Origin of the sequence: Aeromonas sp. R5-3 (genome assembly GCF_040908225.1) — a bacterium.
Classification (GTDB): domain Bacteria; phylum Pseudomonadota; class Gammaproteobacteria; order Enterobacterales; family Aeromonadaceae; genus Aeromonas; species Aeromonas dhakensis.
The window spans coordinates 59,711-75,474 of sequence record NZ_JBFODH010000027.1 but is presented as its reverse complement, the minus strand read 5'-3'; the positions used below and the strand labels follow the sequence as shown (position 1 = coordinate 75,474).

Sequence of the window (15,764 nt, the reverse complement as noted above, 5' to 3'; positions counted from 1 at the left end):
CCTGGATTAAGAACTGGCACCATGGTAGCCCAAGCGAGGGTGGTGATGCAGCCTGCGTCACATTTTTTTCAATGCAAGCGAACTTTCCCTGATTCCTCCTGTCTGAACTTGTGCGCTTAGGAAGGGCCGGAAAAGAAAAACGATAACCTGATGGGGGTTTTACGGCTCTGATGAGCGACCAGAATCTACTGGACGAACAGCTGGTTGAACGGGTCCAGCGTGGCGATAAAAATGCATTCAACCTGTTGGTAAAAAAATACCAGCACAAGGTGGTCAACCTGGTGGCCAGGTATGTCAACAATCCGGGCGATGTACCGGATGTGGCGCAGGAGGCTTTCATCAAGGCTTACCGCGCGCTGCCGACATTCCGTGGCGAGAGCGCCTTTTACACCTGGTTGTACCGGATTGCCGTGAACACGGCCAAGAATTATCTGACCTCTCAGGGGCGCAGGCCGCCCAGCAGTGACGTAGAGGCAGAAGAGGCAGAATACTATGGCGGTGGCGAAGCCTTGCAAGAGGTGGCCACCCCGGAAAACCTGACGCTGACCGACGAGATCAAGCGCACCGTGTTTTCTGCCATAGAAGCTTTGCCGGAAGACTTGAGGACAGCTATCACCCTTCGAGAACTGGAAGGGCTGAGCTACGAAGAGATTGCCGAAATCATGGATTGTCCGGTGGGTACGGTGAGATCCCGCATCTTCCGGGCGAGGGAAGCAATCGATAAAAAGCTGCAACCTCTGATCGAGAATTAACTGGGGAAAGACAGGTTAACTTATGGCAAATAAAGAGCAACTCTCGGCCCTGATGGACGGTGACTTGAGCGATGTTGAGGTTCTGAACGAGCTGGGAACGGATCCGGCTCTGCAAGAGACCTGGTCTCGTTACCACCTGATTGGTGATGCCATGCGGGGGGACCTGCCGGTCAATCTGCAACTGGATCTGAGCGACAGCATCATGGCTGCGCTGGAAGATGAGCCTACCATACTGGCGCCCAAGCCGGTGGAGAGCAAACCTGCCGCACCGCAGCCGGGTACCGCCAAGACCGCCACCATAGTGCCGTTCCTGCGCCGCGCCGGCCAGCAGGTAGGGCAATACGCCATCGCCGCCTCGGTCGCTGCCGCTGTCATCTTCGGGGTGCAGCAGTATCAGGGGCAGGACGGTGTGCCGACCAACCCGGTACTCAACACTATCCCCGTTGGTGGCAGTGCCTCGCCGGTGAGCGTGCACTATCCGCAGGACGGCAATCGTGCGACCCAGCGTCAGCAGGGGTTGAGCGAACAGCAGATGCAGGAGCAGCGCGAGCGCATCAACGCTTTCCTGCGCGACCACCAGTTGCAACAGCGTCTGCTGCAAGACAAGCAGATTCAGGAATAACGGATTAGGGATCAGAACGTGCGCCAGTCCAGCCGTATTTTGCTGGCCTCTCTCCTGTTGATCAGTGCCAAGGCCTCGGCCGACGACAAGTCGGCCGAGGCCTTGTTGCAGCAGATGCAGAGTGCCGTCTCGCAACAGAATTTCGAATTGTCCATGGTCAAGGCCCGGCAGGGGCGACTCGAGCCTATCCGCTTCAGCCACGGCGTGATCGATGGCAAGGAGGTGGCTCACCTCAGCTACCTCGATGGCAAGACCATCGAGTACCTGCAGCGCCAGGACGAGTACACCTTTTTTGAAAATACCCATGAACCCTACACCCTCAAGGGGGCGCGTTTCCCCGGCGTGTGGGTCACCCTGGTGAGAATGCCGCTGCCACGGGTGCTGGAGAGCTATGATCCTGTGCTGGCCGGCCGCAGCCGGGCTGCCGGGCTGGTGGCACAGGTGGTGCGGCTGGTGCCCAAGGAGGCCGACAAGTACGGCTTCGTGCTCTGGATTGACGAGCAGAGCAGCTTGTTGCTGCGGGTGGATATGGTGGATCGGGAAGGAAATCTGGTGGAGCAGGTGTTGGGGGTGGATCTGGATCGGCTCCCTGCGCCGGCTCCCTGGCTGGTGAAGCTGGCCAGCAGCAAGCTGCCCCAGGCGCTGGCGCTGGAAGATGCCTATCCGGCGCCGCAGCAGCAGCTGAACTGGCACCTCACCTGGCTGCCTGAAGGCTTCAAGGTGCTCTCCCGGGATCGTCACCAGCTGGTGACTACCAGTCTGCCGGTGGATTACATGATGCTCTCCGACGGGCTGGTGGATCTCTCGGTCTACGTGGCCCGGGTCGATCCCAAGCAGGCGGTGCGTCAGCAGCTGATCCGCCAGGGCGCCACCTCGCTGGTGAGCTTCGTCAATGACGTAGGGGTCGAGATAACCGTGGTCGGGGAAGTGCCGGCCGAGACCGCCAAGCGGATTGCCGAATCGGTGCAGCCGCTGGCCCGCAACGAGGCCGTACAGTAAGCCGTCAGACGCGGCTGCTTGCCCAAGGCCGGCAGCCGTGTTCAGATTGGGTCAATCTATCTTTCGTTATTGTGGAACCGTCTTGTGAGTGGAATGAGCGAAGAGCTGGCGACCGTGGTGGCCATTGATGGAGAACATGCCTGGGTGGAGTGCGAACGGCGCTCCGCCTGCAGCGGTTGTCATCAACAGTCCAACTGCGGCACCGGCACGGTGGCCAAGGCGTTTCCATTGAAAGCGCAGCGACTGCGGGTGGCGCTCACCGCCGAGGTGAGCGTCGGCCAGCAGGTGAGGCTCGGCATTCCCCAGGCGAGCATCCTGCAGGGGGCCGCGCTGGTCTATGTGCTGCCACTGTTCTGTCTGCTGGCGGGGGCCCTGCTGGGGCAACTCTGGCTGGCCCCCCTGCTCTCTGCGGGGGAGGGGGTCACCATCCTCTGCTGCCTGCTGGGGGGCCTCGTCGGTTTTTCACTGGTTCGTTACTTTTCCAACCGGCTCGATCAGGGGGCCTATGGTCCCCGCATGCTGGGTGTGGTCTTGCCCACCCGCCACCTCTCCTGACCGTGCAGGCCGCTATTTCTGGTGCTTCGTCGACTAAAGATTGGCCGTCGACCGGGTTATCCAGTAAAATCCTGCCTCCATATCCGGCCCTAACCTAATTTTGAGTGATTCTTGCTCGATGAAACACATTCGTAACTTTTCGATTATTGCGCACATCGACCACGGTAAATCGACCCTGTCGGACCGTCTGATCCAGACTTGTGGCGGCCTGTCCGACCGCGAGATGCAGGCTCAGGTGCTTGACTCCATGGAACTGGAGCGCGAGCGCGGCATTACCATCAAAGCACAGAGTGTGACCCTGAACTACCAGGCACAAGACGGTAACACCTACCAGCTGAACTTTATCGACACCCCGGGCCACGTGGACTTCTCCTACGAGGTCTCCCGCTCGTTGGCGGCCTGTGAAGGGGCACTGCTGGTGGTGGATGCCGGCCAGGGGGTTGAGGCACAGACTCTGGCCAACTGCTACACCGCCATGGAAATGGACCTGGAAGTGGTGCCGGTGCTGAACAAGATCGACCTGCCGGCCGCCGAGCCAGAGCGGGTTGCCGAAGAGATCGAGGACATTGTCGGCATCGACGCGGTCGACGCGGTGCGCTGCTCCGCAAAGACCGGCCTCGGTGTCGATCTGGTGCTGGAAGAGATCGTGGCCAAGATCCCGTCTCCGGAAGGGGATCCGGATGCCCCGCTGCAGGCGCTGATCATCGACTCCTGGTTCGACTCCTATCTGGGCGTCGTCTCTCTGGTGCGGATCAAGAACGGTTCGCTCAAGAAGAACGACAAGATCAAGGTAATGAGCACCGGCCAGACCTGGGGTGTCGATCGTATCGGTATCTTCACACCCAAGCAGGTGGATACCGACGGTCTGGGCTGCGGCGAGGTAGGTTGGGTCGTCTGCGGCATCAAGGACATCCACGGCGCGCCGGTGGGCGATACCCTGACCCTGGCCAAACACGGTGCCGAGAAGGCGCTGGCTGGCTTCAAGAAGGTGAAGCCGCAGGTTTATGCCGGTCTGTTCCCCATCTCCAGCGATGACTACGAGTCCTTCCGCGATGCACTGGAGAAGCTGTCGCTCAACGACGCCTCCCTGTTCTACGAGCCGGAGAGTTCCACCGCACTGGGCTTCGGTTTCCGTTGCGGCTTCCTCGGCATGCTGCACATGGAGATCATCCAGGAGCGGCTGGAGCGTGAGTACGATCTGGATCTGATCACCACGGCGCCGACCGTGGTCTACCAGATCGAGCAGACCGACGGCACCACCATCCACATCGACAGCCCGGCCCAGATGCCCGCCATCACCAGCATCAAGGAGATGCGTGAGCCGATCGCCGAGTGTCACATCCTGCTGCCGCAGGAGTACATGGGCAACGTGATCACCCTCTGTATCGAGAAGCGCGGCGTGCAGACCAACATGGTCTACCACGGCAAGCAGGTGGCACTGACCTATGAGATCCCGATGGCGGAAGTGGTGCTCGATTTCTTCGACCGCCTCAAGTCCACCAGCCGCGGTTACGCCTCGCTGGACTACGGCTTCAAGCGTTTCGAAACCTCCGACATGGTCCGTCTGGACATCATGATCAACGGCGAGCGGGTCGACGCCCTGGCCATCATCACCCACAAGGAGAACGCCCAGTACCGCGGTCGCCAGGTGGTGGAGAAGATGCGCGAGCTGATCCCGCGCCAGATGTTCGATATCGCCATCCAGGCTGCCATCGGCAACCAGATCATCGCTCGCAGTACCGTCAAGGCCCTGCGCAAGGACGTGACCGCCAAGTGCTACGGTGGTGACGTGAGTCGTAAGAAGAAGCTGCTGAACAAGCAGAAAGAAGGCAAGAAACGGATGAAGTCTCTGGGCCGTGTCGACGTGCCGCAGGAAGCCTTCCTCGCAATTCTCCACGTCGGAAAGGATTAATAGATGGCAAGCACGTTTTCCCTGATCCTGGTGGTGGTCTGCGCGATCACCGGTGTTATCTGGTGTCTGGACAAGATGATCTGGTCCAAGCAGCGGGCCGCCAAGATTGCCGTGGCCCGTGCCCACGGCGGCGCCCATCTGGACGAGAAAACCCTGGCCAAGGTGGCCCCCGTGCCGGTCTGGATCGAACAGACCGCCGGGGTCTTCCCGGTCATCACCCTCGTACTGATCCTGCGCTCCTTCATCTTCGAACCGTTCCAGATCCCGTCTGGTTCCATGATGCCCACCCTGCTGGTGGGCGATTTCATCCTGGTGGAGAAGTTTGCCTACGGCCTCAAGGATCCGGTGACCAATACCAAGTTTCTCGAGACCGGTGAACCCAAGCGCGGCGACGTGGTGGTGTTCAAGTATCCGCTGGATACCCGGGTGGACTACATCAAGCGCGTAGTCGGCATGCCGGGGGATCGGGTCATCTATCGCAACAAGGAGCTGATGATCCGGCCCAAATGCGAGGAACAGGAAGGGAAAACGTGCCCGGGCTTCCAGAAGCTCGACGTCAAGTTTGAACAAAGGGGTGAATTTACCCAGATGGGGATCCCGCTTGACCGCTATACCGAGCAGCTGGGCGAGGTGTCTCACGAGACCCTGCGCAACCCGCTGATGCCCGATATGGTCGGCCGTTACTACCGCCAGCCCGGCACCTACCCCGACGAGTGGGTCGTACCGGAAGGTCAGTACTTCGTCATGGGGGACAACCGTGACAACAGTACCGACAGCCGTTTCTGGGGCTTCGTGCCCGAGCAGAACCTGGTGGGCAAGGCGGTCGCTATCTGGATAAGTTTTGAATTCGAGCGCGAAGAAGGCTCCCTGCTGCCGAGCTGGGTACCGACAGGGGTGCGCTTCAACCGCATTGGCGGAATCAAGTAAATGAATATCAAGATGAACAGACTGCAGTCCCGTCTCGGGCATGTCTTTCAGGATCAAGAACTGCTGACCCGGGCGCTGACTCACCGCAGCGCCGGCTCCCGTCACAACGAGCGACTGGAATTTCTGGGTGACTCCATTTTGAGTCTGGTGATTGCCGACGATCTGTTCCACCGCTTCCCGCAGGCGGCGGAAGGGGATCTCAGCCGGATGCGCGCCACCCTGGTGCGCGAGAAGACCCTGGCCGAACTGGGCCGGGAGTTCGACCTCGGGGATCACCTGATCCTGGGGCCGGGCGAGCTGAAAAGCGGCGGTTTTCGCCGTGAATCCATTCTGGCCGACACGGTCGAGGCGGTGATCGGTGCCGTCTATCTGGATACCAATCTTGAGACGGTACGGACCCTGCTGCTGGGCTGGTACGCCAGCCGCCTGGACGAGATCAAGCCGGGCATAGAGCAGAAGGATCCCAAGACCCGTCTGCAAGAAATTCTGCAGGGAAGCCGCAAATCCCTGCCGACCTACACAGTGACCAACGTCAAGGGCGAAGCCCACAACCAGGAGTTCACCGTCCAGTGTGAGGTGGAAGGCCTGGATGGTCCGCTGGTCGGGGTCGGCACCAGCCGTCGCAAGGCCGAACAGGCCGCTGCGCAGCAAGCATTGGAAAAACTGTCATGACAGATAGCACTTATTGCGGCTTTGTCGCCATCGTGGGCCGCCCCAACGTGGGCAAGTCCACCCTGCTCAACAAGCTGCTTGGCCAGAAGGTCAGCATCACCTCGAAGAAGCCCCAGACTACCCGTCACCGGATCCTGGGGATCGACACCGAGGAGAACTATCAGACCATCTACGTGGATACCCCGGGTCTGCACATTGAAGAGAAACGGGCCATCAACCGCCTGATGAACCGCGCCGCCACCAGTTCGCTGGGGGACGTGGCCATGGTGGTGTTCGTGGTCGACGGCACCCACTGGACCAAAGACGACGAGATGGTGCTGGGTAAACTGCGCAACCTCAAGTGTCCCGTGGTGCTGGCGGTCAACAAGATCGACAACGTCAAAGAGAAAGAGGATCTGCTGCCCCACCTGGAGTGGCTGGGCCAGCAGATGAACTTCTCTCACATCCTGCCCATCAGCGCCGAGAAGGGCACCAACGTGGAGAAAATCCGCGAGTGGGCCAAGGATCTGCTGCCGGAAAACGTCCACTTCTTCCCGGAAGATTACGTGACCGACCGCTCCTCCCGCTTCATGGCCTCCGAAATCATCCGCGAGAAGCTGATGCGCTTCACCGGTGAGGAGCTGCCCTACTCGGTGACGGTGGAGATCGAGCGCTTCAAGGTGGAAGAGAACGGCCTTTACCACATCCACGGCCTGATCCTGGTGGAGCGCGAAGGCCAGAAGAAGATGGTCATCGGCAACAAGGGCGAGAAGATCAAGACCATCGGCACCGAGGCCCGCATCGACATGGAACGGCTGTTCCAAAACAAGGTGCACCTCGAGCTGTGGGTCAAGGTCAAGTCCGGCTGGGCTGACGACGAGCGCGCCCTGCGCAGTCTCGGCTATGGCGACGACTGATTGCTGACCCCGGCTTTCGTCATCCACAGTCGGCCCTATCGGGAGACCAGCCAGCTGGTCGAGGTTTTCACCCAGGATAGTGGCCGTTTTACCCTGGTGGCTCGCGGTTCTCGCGGGCCACGCTCGCCTCTGAAGGGGCTGTTGCAACCCTTTACCCTGCTCACCATCGCCTGGCGTGGCAAGGGGGATCTCAAGAATCTCACCCAGGTCGAGTGCCCGGATCACTCCCTGCGCCTCGGTGGCGATCGCCTCTTCTACGGCCTCTATCTCAACGAGCTGGTCTACTACCTGCTGGAAGCGCACACCCCCTTCCCCGAGGTGTTCGATGCCTATGCCCGCGCCATCATGGCGCTGGCCGACGGCGAGACGCCGGAGCTGCCGCTGCGCCGCTTCGAGTTCCTGCTGTTGCAGGCGCTGGGTTATGCGGTGGACTTCGAGTACACGGCGGATGACGAGTCGCCAATTGAGCCAACCCTGCTCTACGGCTTCGAGCGGGAGTTGGGCTTTGTCGCTTGCGAGCGGGCGCCGGATCCCCGTACCCTGTTTCTCGGCGCGCACCTGCTGGCCTTTGCCGAGGGGCGCTTCGATACTCCCCCCCTGTTGCAGGCGGCCAAGCGTTTCAGCCGGCTGGCGCTGCAACCCTATCTGGGACGGCGTCAGTTGAAGAGCCGGGAGCTGTTTTTAAAGCGCAGAGGCGCAGGCCAGGGCTGAACGCCTGCCGGCCTTGTGCCTCTGCCGCGGGTTGCAACCTGCAACCCCCCACGTGACATACGGATATCGGCGCTGGCGCCTAGGCGCCAGCTGCACAGTTAACAGTGAAGAGCTTCAAGGAGTCGTCAATGAGCGAAATCTATCTGGGTGTGAACATCGATCATATCGCCACCCTGCGCAATGCCCGGGGCACCCAGTATCCGGATCCGGTACAGGCCGCCTTCGTGGCCGAGCAGGCCGGTGCGGATGGCATCACGGTGCACCTGCGGGAAGATCGCCGCCACATCACCGACCGTGACGTGGAGATCCTGCGCCAGACCATCCAGACCAGAATGAACCTGGAGATGGCGGTGACCGAGGAGATGGTCGGCATCGCCTGCCGTATCAAGCCTCACTTCGTCTGCCTGGTGCCGGAGAAGCGCACCGAGGTGACTACCGAGGGGGGCCTGGACGTGGCCGGCCAGCTGGACAAGGTGACCGATGCGGTGACCCGTCTGGCCGCCGTCGGCGCCCAGGTGTCGCTCTTCATCGATGCCGACCCCATCCAGATCGATGCGGCCGCCGCGAGCGGTGCACCCTTCATCGAGATCCACACCGGTCGCTACGCCGATGCCACCACGGATGCCGAACGCAACGCCGAGTTCAAGCGCATCGCCGCCGGTGCCTCCTATGCCGCCGGCAAGGGCTTGAAGGTCAATGCCGGCCACGGCCTGCACTACCACAACGTCAAGGCCATCGCCGCCATCCCCGAGCTCTATGAGCTCAACATCGGCCACGCCATCATCGGCCGTGCTGCCTTCGACGGCCTGGCCAAGGCGGTCAGCGACATGCGCCTGTTGATGCAGGAAGCCCGTCAGGGGATCTGATCTGTCGGCAGGGGCTGAGCCCCGCCATACGAAGAGAAAAGGGACGCCACGGCGTCCCTTTTTGTTGTAACCAAGCATGATGGAAAGGTCGGTGGCGGTCAGACTTGCACTGCCTCCTGCGATGTTCAGAGCTTGCCGTCGCTCATGCACATGCGGATCTTGGCGGCGACCACCTCCTCCATGGCGGCCATAGCGGGCACCAGATACTGGCGCGGGTCGCTGGCATCGGGGTTGGAGGCTAGGAACGCCTTCATGGCGTCGGAGAAGGCGATCTTGAGCTCGGTTGCCACGTTGACCTTGCACACCCCGAGCTCGATGCAGCGGCGCACGTCCCGGTCGGGAATGCCGGAGGCACCGTGCAGCACCAGCGGCACCGCTACCCTGGCCCGGATGGCGGCGAGGCGCTCGAAGTCCAGGCGCGGCTCCTCCTTGTAGAGGCCGTGGGCCGTGCCGATGGCGACGGCTAGGGAGTCGATGCCGGTGCGCGCCACAAACTCGGCCGCCTTGTCCGGGTCGGTCAGATGGGCGTTGGCGGCGTCCACGATGAGGTCATCCTCCTGGCCGCCGAGCTGGCCCAGCTCGGCTTCCACGCTCGCCCCCATGCGGTGGCAGAAGGTGACGACCCGCTGCACCTTGGCGACGTTCTCCTCGAACGAGAGGTGGGAGGCGTCGATCATGGCGGAGTGGATGCCGGCCTCGACCTTGTAGTGGATATCCTGCTCGTCCTCGTGGTGGTCCAGATGCAGTACCAGCGGAATGCGGTACTGGTGGGCGGCCGAGGCGCAGATGGAAACTAGGTACTCGACCCCGGCGTGGCGGTAGGTGCCGGGCGTGGCGGCCAGGATCACCGGGGAGTTCAGCTTGGCGGCGGTGCGAGCCACCACCTCGACGGTCTCCAGGTTGTGGATGTTGAAGGCGGGCACCGCATAGCCGCGGCGCTGGGCATCTTTAAGCATTTCGTGGGACGAGATCAGATACATGAGGACTCCTTGGCACCCTGGCGGGCACCAGCTTCAGGGAAAGAGAGCGGGGTTGGGGCGGGGAGGATCTCCCGGCCGGCCACCCAGATGTGTTGTTGATTGAGTTCCGCTGTCAGGGCGAGCAGGTTGGCCTGCTTGCCGACGGCCAGCGAGCCGAGGCGATGTTCCATCCCCAGCATCCTGGCCGGTGCCAGCGAAGCCATGCGGATGGCCTCCTCCAGCGGCACGCCGGCCAGCTGCACCATGTTGCGCACGGCGCCGAGCAGGGTGAGGGTGCTGCCCGCCAGGCCGCCGCTTTCGGTGCGCACCACCCCGTCCTTCATCTCCACCCGATAGTCGCCGAGCAGGTAGTGGCCGTCCGGCATGCCGGCGGCGCGCATGGCATCCGTGATGAGCAGCAGGCGATCCCTGGCGCAGCAGTGACAGAGTCTGAGCACGCTCGGGTGAACGTGGTGGCCGTCGGCGATGAGCTCCAGCCAGGCACCGGGATGCACCAGCCCCGCGCCGACCATGCCGGGTTCCCGGTGGTGCAGGCCGCGCATGCCGTTGAAGCAGTGCACCAGCCCGGAGGCCCCCGCCGCCAACGCCGCCATGGTGGTGTCGTGGTCGGCGGCGGAGTGACCCAGCATCACCCGAATGCCGGCCTGCTTGAGATGACGGATGGCGGCCAGCGCCCCGGCCTTCTCGGGGGCGAGGGCGACCACTTTCAGGGTGCCTCGCGCCACCTGTTGCAGCCGGTCGAGCTCCGCCAGGTCCAGCTCCCGGAACAGGGCCGGGTCATGGGCACCCTTGTTGTCCGGGGTAAAATAGGGCCCCTCCAGATAGCTGCCGAGCAGTTGCGCGCCCGGCAGGGGGCTCGCCATGGCATCGGCGATGCGACCCAGGGTGCTGAGGATGGCGGGCAGCGGGGCGGTGACCGTGGTGGCGAGGAAGGCACCCACCCCTTCCGCCGCCTTGGCAAGGGAGAGATGGGCCAGGGCGTCGGCCGCCTCGTCCATCACGTCGACGCCGGCCCCGCCGTGGACATGGCCATCGATAAGGGCGGGCACCAGCAGCTCGACCTCCCGCACCGGGTCGTTGGCCGGGATGGGGCCGATGGCGGTGATGACGCCCCCCTCATGGGTCAGTACCTGATGTTCCAGCCAGCCCTGCTCGGTCAGCAGGCGGCGGGCGCGGATCCGCTCTGCCATCTAGATCCCCTCCTCGGCCAGGGTCTCGGCCCGCTCGCGCGCCAGCTCGTCCACCAGGCTGGTGAGGCCGCGATGACCGCAGCACAGCGCCTGTTCGCGAAACTGGGACGGGGTCAGCTCGCCGCGTTCCATCACCATCTCCAGCAGCAGCTGCAGATTGGTGCCGGTGACCACCTCTCGCCCGGGCTGGCGCAGCGCCAGGGTGGAGGCGACCCGAAACGGGGTTCCCCCCAGCAGATCGGTCAGAAAGACCACCCCATCCCCTCGTTCCACCTGGGTCAGGGCGGTTTCGCACTGATCCTGCAGCAGGGCCGTGGTGGAGGACTCGGGAAAGTCGATGGCGACCACCGCCTCCTGCTCGCCGAGGATCTGCAACATGGCCTGTTCCATGCCGCTGGCGAAGCCGCCGTGTCCGCAAATGATGATGCCCAACATAATCTGTTCCTTTACAGCAAAGGGCCGGCCTGGTGCCGGCACCGGATTAGAGGAAGCCTGCAAACTTGCCGACGATGCCCAGCACGACCGTGATGACGATGAGGCGCAGCGGACTCCAGCCGCGGCGGATCAGCCCATACATGGCCAGGGTGTAGAGCAGCGGCAGGAAGGCGGGCATCAGCTTGTCGAGCACGTCCGCCTGCAGTTTCACCACCGCATCGCCGGCGGTGATCTCCAGGGTGGTGCCGAGCCGCACATAGGTGGCGACCAGGGCGCCGATCACCGTCATGCCGACGATGGAGGCGGCATGGCCCACCTTGCGGGTGTTGGCCTTGATGAGCGGAATGGCGGCCACCCCCATGCGATAGGCGTAGTGCGCCAGACCGAAGCGCAGGCCGAAGTGCACCAGGTTGAACAGCAGGAAGAAGACCACCGCCCCCATGATGGAACCCTGCAGCGCCAAATCGGCGCCGATGCCGCCGCAGATGGGCAGCAGGGTGAGCCAGAACATGGCATCGCCGATCCCGCCGAGCGGGGCGCCGACCGCGATCTTGGTGCTCTGGATGCTGTTGACGTTCTGCTTGGAGCGCTCCATCGCCAGCACTATCCCCATCACGAAGGTGACCAGGAAGGGGTGGGTGTTGAAAAAGCCCATATGCCCCTTCATCGCCCGGGAGAGATCCTTGGGATTGGTGTGGATCTTTTGCAGGGCCGGCAGCAGGCCGTAGAGCCAGCCGGAGGCCTGCATCCGCTCGTAGTTGAAGGAGGCCTGCAGCAGCAGGGAGCGCCAGGCGAAGCGGTTGATGTCCTGGCGGGTCAGCTCGGCCCCGAGGTGCTGATCTTCGTAGACGTCGTCGGAGACGGTGCGGGTCGGTTGCGGCTCGGTCGCCTGGGCCAGCCGGGTGGCGGTGTTGTTAGATGCCATCTTCAGTTTCCTCCTGGATGGGGCGGGCTTGTGACGCCGGGTCCTTGCGCATGAAATCGGTCAGGGCCATGGCCAGGGCGGCCGCGGCGATGGCCAGCACCGGCAGCTTGAGCCAGGCGGCGGCAACGAAACCGAGGATGAAGTAGGGGATGTAGACGTTCTTCATCATGATCTTGAGCAGCACGGCGAAGCCGATGGCGGGCATGATGCCGCCGGCGACGCCGAGGCCGTCGATGAGACGGGCAGGCAGCACGTCGATGGCGGTCTTGGCGTGTTCGGCCCCGAAGTAGGTGGGCAGGAAGGCGCACAGGAAGTAGAAGGAACCGAGCGCCAGCAGTGCCAGGTAGTTGACCCGCTCGATGCCGCGCACATCCCCCTGTTCCGCCATCCGGTCACAACGGGACATGACCCCCGACATCACCGAGAAGAGGAAGGTGATCCCCATCTGGACCGCCACCGCGAACGGTACCGCGACCCCGACCGCCACATCCGGCTTGACCCCGGTGGTGATGGCGAAGGTGGCGCCGACTATGGTGCCGATGATGACGTTGGGCGGCTGCGCCCCCGCCAGCGGGGCCAGCCCCATCCAGACCAGCTCCAGGGTGCCGCCCACCAGAATGCCGGTGGGCAGGTCGCCGAGGATCAGGCCCACCAGCGGGCCCAGTACCACGGGCCGGTGGAAGTGGGTCAGGCCGTTGAACAGGTCAAGCCCGGCGAAGAACGCCAGCATGCCCAGCAAGAGCCCTTGCAACAAACTGATTTCCATCACAATTGTCCTTAATTAGATGAGGTTGAAAATGTCCTGTGCCGGTTCGGTCGGCACCCCCTGGACAAAGCAGGCGACGTGGGCGTCCTGCAGGGCGCGAAACGCCGCTATGTCCGACTCGTCCACCGATACCGTCTTGTGGATCTGACGCTTGCCGTCGGCGTAGTGCATGTTGCCGACGTTGATGCGGGGGATGGGCACCCCGCCCTCTACCAGGGTGCGAAAGTCCGCCGGACTCTTGCACACCAACAGGATCTTCTGGCGATCGGCGGCCTTGCCGATGTTGTCGATCACCTTCTGCAGCGGCCAGAAGCGCACTGCGATGCCTTCTGCCAGCACCATCTCCATCAGGTTCTGCTGGATGGGGTCCTCTGCGACTTCGTCATTGGCGACCAGCACCAGATTGGCGCCGGCGAAGCCGACCCATTGCACGCCGACCTGACCGTGGATCAGGCGCTCGTCGATACGGCTCAGCACTATGTTCGGCATCAGGCGCCTCCTTGCTGGTTGAACGGATAGATGTTGACCCCCTGCACGACCCGGTTGACCCGCCCGCTCGGGCAGGGGTTGTCCGGGGTGATGCCCAGCACCAGCGCGGTGTGGAAGGCGTAGTACTGGGCGTAGAGCAGGTAGCAGAGCGCCAGCTCGGCGTCGTCACCGTTGAGGGGGGCGGGCAGATAGATGTGTTCGCCGGCGCTGATGAGCGGATCCGGCCGGTCGGCCAGGGCGACCACCCGGGCGGCATGGCCGTCCTGGCGCAGCTCGCCGAGCAGGTCCAGGTCGTACTGGCGGGTATAGGGATCGTTGGACACCATCAGCACGATCAGGGTCTGCCGATTGATGGCCGACTTGGGCCCGTGGCGAAAGCCGGTGGGGGAGTCGTGCATGGCCATCACCTGGCCGGCGGTGAGCTCCAGCAGCTTGAGGGCCGCCTCCTGGGCTACCCCCTGTAGGCTGCCGCTGCCAAGGTAGATGACCCGCTCCGGCAACGGTCGATCCCACTCGGGCACCTTCAGTTCGGCCTGGGGCAGGATGGCATCCCCCAGCGCGATGAGCGGCTGGCTGGCGATCGGGTTGAACTGGCGTGGCAGAAACACCGCCAGACAGCTCAGCATCATGCTGGTCAGGCTGCTGGTCATGGCAAAGCTGCGGTCGTGGGTCTGGGGCGGCATCAGCAGCGCCAGGGAGCGGGCATCCTTCTGACAGCGGCGATAGAGCTCCCCCTCACCGTTGCAGGTCAACACCAGGTGGTGGCACTCGCTCAGCAGCTGGCTGGCCAGCTCGACCGCCGCCACGCTCTCCGGGCTGTTGCCGGAGCGGGCGAAGGAGATGAGCAGGGTCGGGCAGTCCTGTGCCAGGTATTCGCCCGGATCGGTGACGATGTCGGTGGTGGCGATCGCCTCGAAACGGCCGTTGAGGCGGGCACTGAGATAGGGGGCGAGGGCGCGGCCGGCAAAGGCGGAGGTGCCGGCTCCGGTCAGGATCACCCGCAGGTTGCCCCGTGACAGCAGGGGCAGCAGGAAGCGTTCAATGGTGGCGCGGCACTCCTCCACCATGGTGAGGGTCTCCAGCCAGGTGGCGGGTTGCTGGCGAATTTCACGGGCGGTGGCCAGGCCGTTGGCCGACCGCAGCGTCTCTTCTGGATAACCAAGGATCATCTCTACAACTCCTTATACAACCGGGGTCAGCCGGGAGTGGCTGGCGGGGGCGGCGCTGCAGGCCGCCGCGTATTGGCGCAGCACCTCCTGCACCTGATCGAGAATGAGGTCATGGGGATTGGCCGAGAGCGAGCCCTGACGCACCTTGCGGTATTGCAGCGGCAGGTGCTGGCTGAGCAGCGGCAGGGGAATGGGTTCGGCGGCCAGGTTGGCCAGCAGCCGGGCGTAACAGTCGTCGACCCGGCTGTCGGGCCAGTAGTAGCGAATGCGATCGGAGTAGCTGTAGCCACGGGCCAGCCGGCACTCGTTGGGGCTGCCCTGATAGTGGCTGCGCCAGAAGTCGGGCCGATCCAGCATGGTCTCTTCCAGCACCTGGCGCAGGCCCGAGCAGGCCTTGGCCACCACCAGCTCCTCCTCGATGGCGGCGAGGGCAAACAGCGCCTCGCGCAGGGCGAAGGTGAGGGCGGGGCCGACCTTGAGGATGGCGAAGTGATCGCGCACCAGCTGGCGGTAGGCGTCCGGGGTCTGGTAATCGGTGGAGTGGGCTTCGAGCACCAGATGGGGATAGGCCTCGATCATCCGGCTCAAGGGGGCGGCCCGCTCGGGGTGGTAGTCGATGACGTGGGTATGGTCGAACTCCACCCCGGGCTGCACCACCAGACCGATCACCCTTGGCCAGAGCTGGGCCAGCCCGGCCTGCTCGAAGGCCTGCTGGTGGGCGGCCAGGGTGTGGCGTGCCGCCTCCGGCGTGGTGACCGCCAGCTCGGCCAGCTCTTCGTGGGCGCCGCCCGGCACCGGCACTTCGGTGCCAATCACATAGACCAGGTCGCAGTGGCCAAATTGCTCTGTGGCGGTCTGCTCGGCCACGTTTGCCAGCCGGGCGGCGCGCGCCGCCACC

The 15,764-nt window shown here is 63.5% G+C and carries 18 protein-coding genes; 10 read left to right on the top strand and 8 right to left on the bottom strand.

Going from position 1 to position 15,764, the window contains the following annotated elements; all coding sequences use genetic code 11:
* Nucleotides 1–170 precede the first annotated feature (170 nt).
* The 10 genes from rpoE to pdxJ all read left to right on the top strand — a co-directional run bounded on the left by rpoE (nucleotide 171) and on the right by pdxJ (nucleotide 8,912).
* Nucleotides 171–752 (top strand): RNA polymerase sigma factor RpoE, encoded by a 582-nt coding sequence (gene rpoE / locus AB5Y95_RS18870; protein WP_005309371.1) that lies wholly within the window; start codon nucleotides 171–173, stop codon nucleotides 750–752.
* 22 nt (nucleotides 753–774) lie between these two features.
* The gene (locus AB5Y95_RS18865) at nucleotides 775–1,374 is read left to right on the top strand and encodes an RseA family anti-sigma factor (protein WP_041203163.1); all 600 of its coding nucleotides are present in this window, start codon (nucleotides 775–777) and stop codon (nucleotides 1,372–1,374) included.
* 18 nt (nucleotides 1,375–1,392) lie between these two features.
* Nucleotides 1,393–2,373 carry a MucB/RseB C-terminal domain-containing protein gene (locus AB5Y95_RS18860; RefSeq protein WP_368161811.1) on the top strand — a complete coding sequence of 327 codons (981 nt, stop codon included), beginning with the start codon at nucleotides 1,393–1,395 and terminating at the stop codon, nucleotides 2,371–2,373.
* 93 nt (nucleotides 2,374–2,466) lie between these two features.
* Complete coding sequence (locus AB5Y95_RS18855; RefSeq protein WP_005309378.1) at nucleotides 2,467–2,928, top strand: SoxR reducing system RseC family protein; 462 nt, start codon at nucleotides 2,467–2,469, stop codon at nucleotides 2,926–2,928.
* Nucleotides 2,929–3,046: 118 nt separating this feature from the next.
* Nucleotides 3,047–4,840 (top strand): translation elongation factor 4, encoded by a 1,794-nt coding sequence (gene lepA, locus AB5Y95_RS18850; protein ID WP_005309379.1) that lies wholly within the window; start codon nucleotides 3,047–3,049, stop codon nucleotides 4,838–4,840.
* Nucleotides 4,841–4,843: 3 nt separating this feature from the next.
* The gene (gene lepB, locus AB5Y95_RS18845; RefSeq protein ID WP_005309381.1) at nucleotides 4,844–5,767 is read left to right on the top strand and encodes a signal peptidase I; all 924 of its coding nucleotides are present in this window, start codon (nucleotides 4,844–4,846) and stop codon (nucleotides 5,765–5,767) included.
* A complete protein-coding gene (rnc, locus tag AB5Y95_RS18840; protein WP_005309383.1) occupies nucleotides 5,768–6,439 on the top strand; it encodes a ribonuclease III in 672 nt (223 codons plus the stop codon). It abuts the gene before it with no gap.
* Nucleotides 6,436–7,335 carry a GTPase Era gene (era, locus tag AB5Y95_RS18835; protein WP_005309385.1) on the top strand — a complete coding sequence of 300 codons (900 nt, stop codon included), beginning with the start codon at nucleotides 6,436–6,438 and terminating at the stop codon, nucleotides 7,333–7,335. The genes rnc and era overlap by 4 nt, the downstream gene beginning before the upstream one ends.
* Entirely contained in the window at nucleotides 7,336–8,046 is a 711-nt protein-coding gene (gene recO / locus AB5Y95_RS18830) for a DNA repair protein RecO (protein ID WP_017779322.1), read from the top strand. It begins immediately after the preceding gene.
* 128 nt (nucleotides 8,047–8,174) lie between these two features.
* Nucleotides 8,175–8,912, top strand: coding sequence for a pyridoxine 5'-phosphate synthase (pdxJ, locus tag AB5Y95_RS18825; RefSeq protein ID WP_017779321.1), 738 nt, complete (start codon nucleotides 8,175–8,177; stop codon nucleotides 8,910–8,912).
* A 125-nt stretch (nucleotides 8,913–9,037) separates the two neighbouring features.
* On the opposite strand, the gene AB5Y95_RS18820 is transcribed toward pdxJ, so the two are convergent.
* From AB5Y95_RS18820 to AB5Y95_RS18785, 8 genes are all read right to left on the bottom strand, one after another.
* The gene (locus AB5Y95_RS18820) at nucleotides 9,038–9,892 is read right to left on the bottom strand and encodes a tagatose bisphosphate family class II aldolase (RefSeq protein ID WP_368161810.1); all 855 of its coding nucleotides are present in this window, start codon (nucleotides 9,890–9,892) and stop codon (nucleotides 9,038–9,040) included.
* Nucleotides 9,883–11,082, bottom strand: coding sequence for an N-acetylglucosamine-6-phosphate deacetylase (gene nagA / locus AB5Y95_RS18815; protein ID WP_368161809.1), 1,200 nt, complete (start codon nucleotides 11,080–11,082; stop codon nucleotides 9,883–9,885). Before nagA ends, AB5Y95_RS18820 begins: the two co-directional genes overlap by 10 nt.
* Nucleotides 11,083–11,517, bottom strand: coding sequence for a PTS galactosamine/N-acetylgalactosamine transporter subunit IIA (gene agaF / locus AB5Y95_RS18810; RefSeq protein WP_010635027.1), 435 nt, complete (start codon nucleotides 11,515–11,517; stop codon nucleotides 11,083–11,085). It abuts the gene before it with no gap.
* 46 nt (nucleotides 11,518–11,563) lie between these two features.
* Complete coding sequence (agaE, locus tag AB5Y95_RS18805; protein ID WP_368161808.1) at nucleotides 11,564–12,442, bottom strand: PTS N-acetylgalactosamine transporter subunit IID; 879 nt, start codon at nucleotides 12,440–12,442, stop codon at nucleotides 11,564–11,566.
* On the bottom strand, nucleotides 12,432–13,208 hold the full coding sequence (gene agaW / locus AB5Y95_RS18800; protein WP_368161807.1) for a PTS N-acetylgalactosamine transporter subunit IIC: 777 nt from the start codon (nucleotides 13,206–13,208) through the stop codon (nucleotides 12,432–12,434). Before agaW ends, agaE begins: the two co-directional genes overlap by 11 nt.
* Nucleotides 13,209–13,223: 15 nt before the next feature.
* Nucleotides 13,224–13,697, bottom strand: coding sequence for a PTS N-acetylgalactosamine transporter subunit IIB (gene agaV, locus AB5Y95_RS18795; RefSeq protein ID WP_005309404.1), 474 nt, complete (start codon nucleotides 13,695–13,697; stop codon nucleotides 13,224–13,226).
* Entirely contained in the window at nucleotides 13,697–14,866 is a 1,170-nt protein-coding gene (locus AB5Y95_RS18790) for an SIS domain-containing protein (protein WP_368161806.1), read from the bottom strand. Before AB5Y95_RS18790 ends, agaV begins: the two co-directional genes overlap by 1 nt.
* A 12-nt stretch (nucleotides 14,867–14,878) precedes the next feature.
* Nucleotides 14,879–15,764: class II D-tagatose-bisphosphate aldolase, non-catalytic subunit (locus AB5Y95_RS18785; protein WP_368161805.1), on the bottom strand; the 886-nt coding region annotated here is incomplete at its 5' end.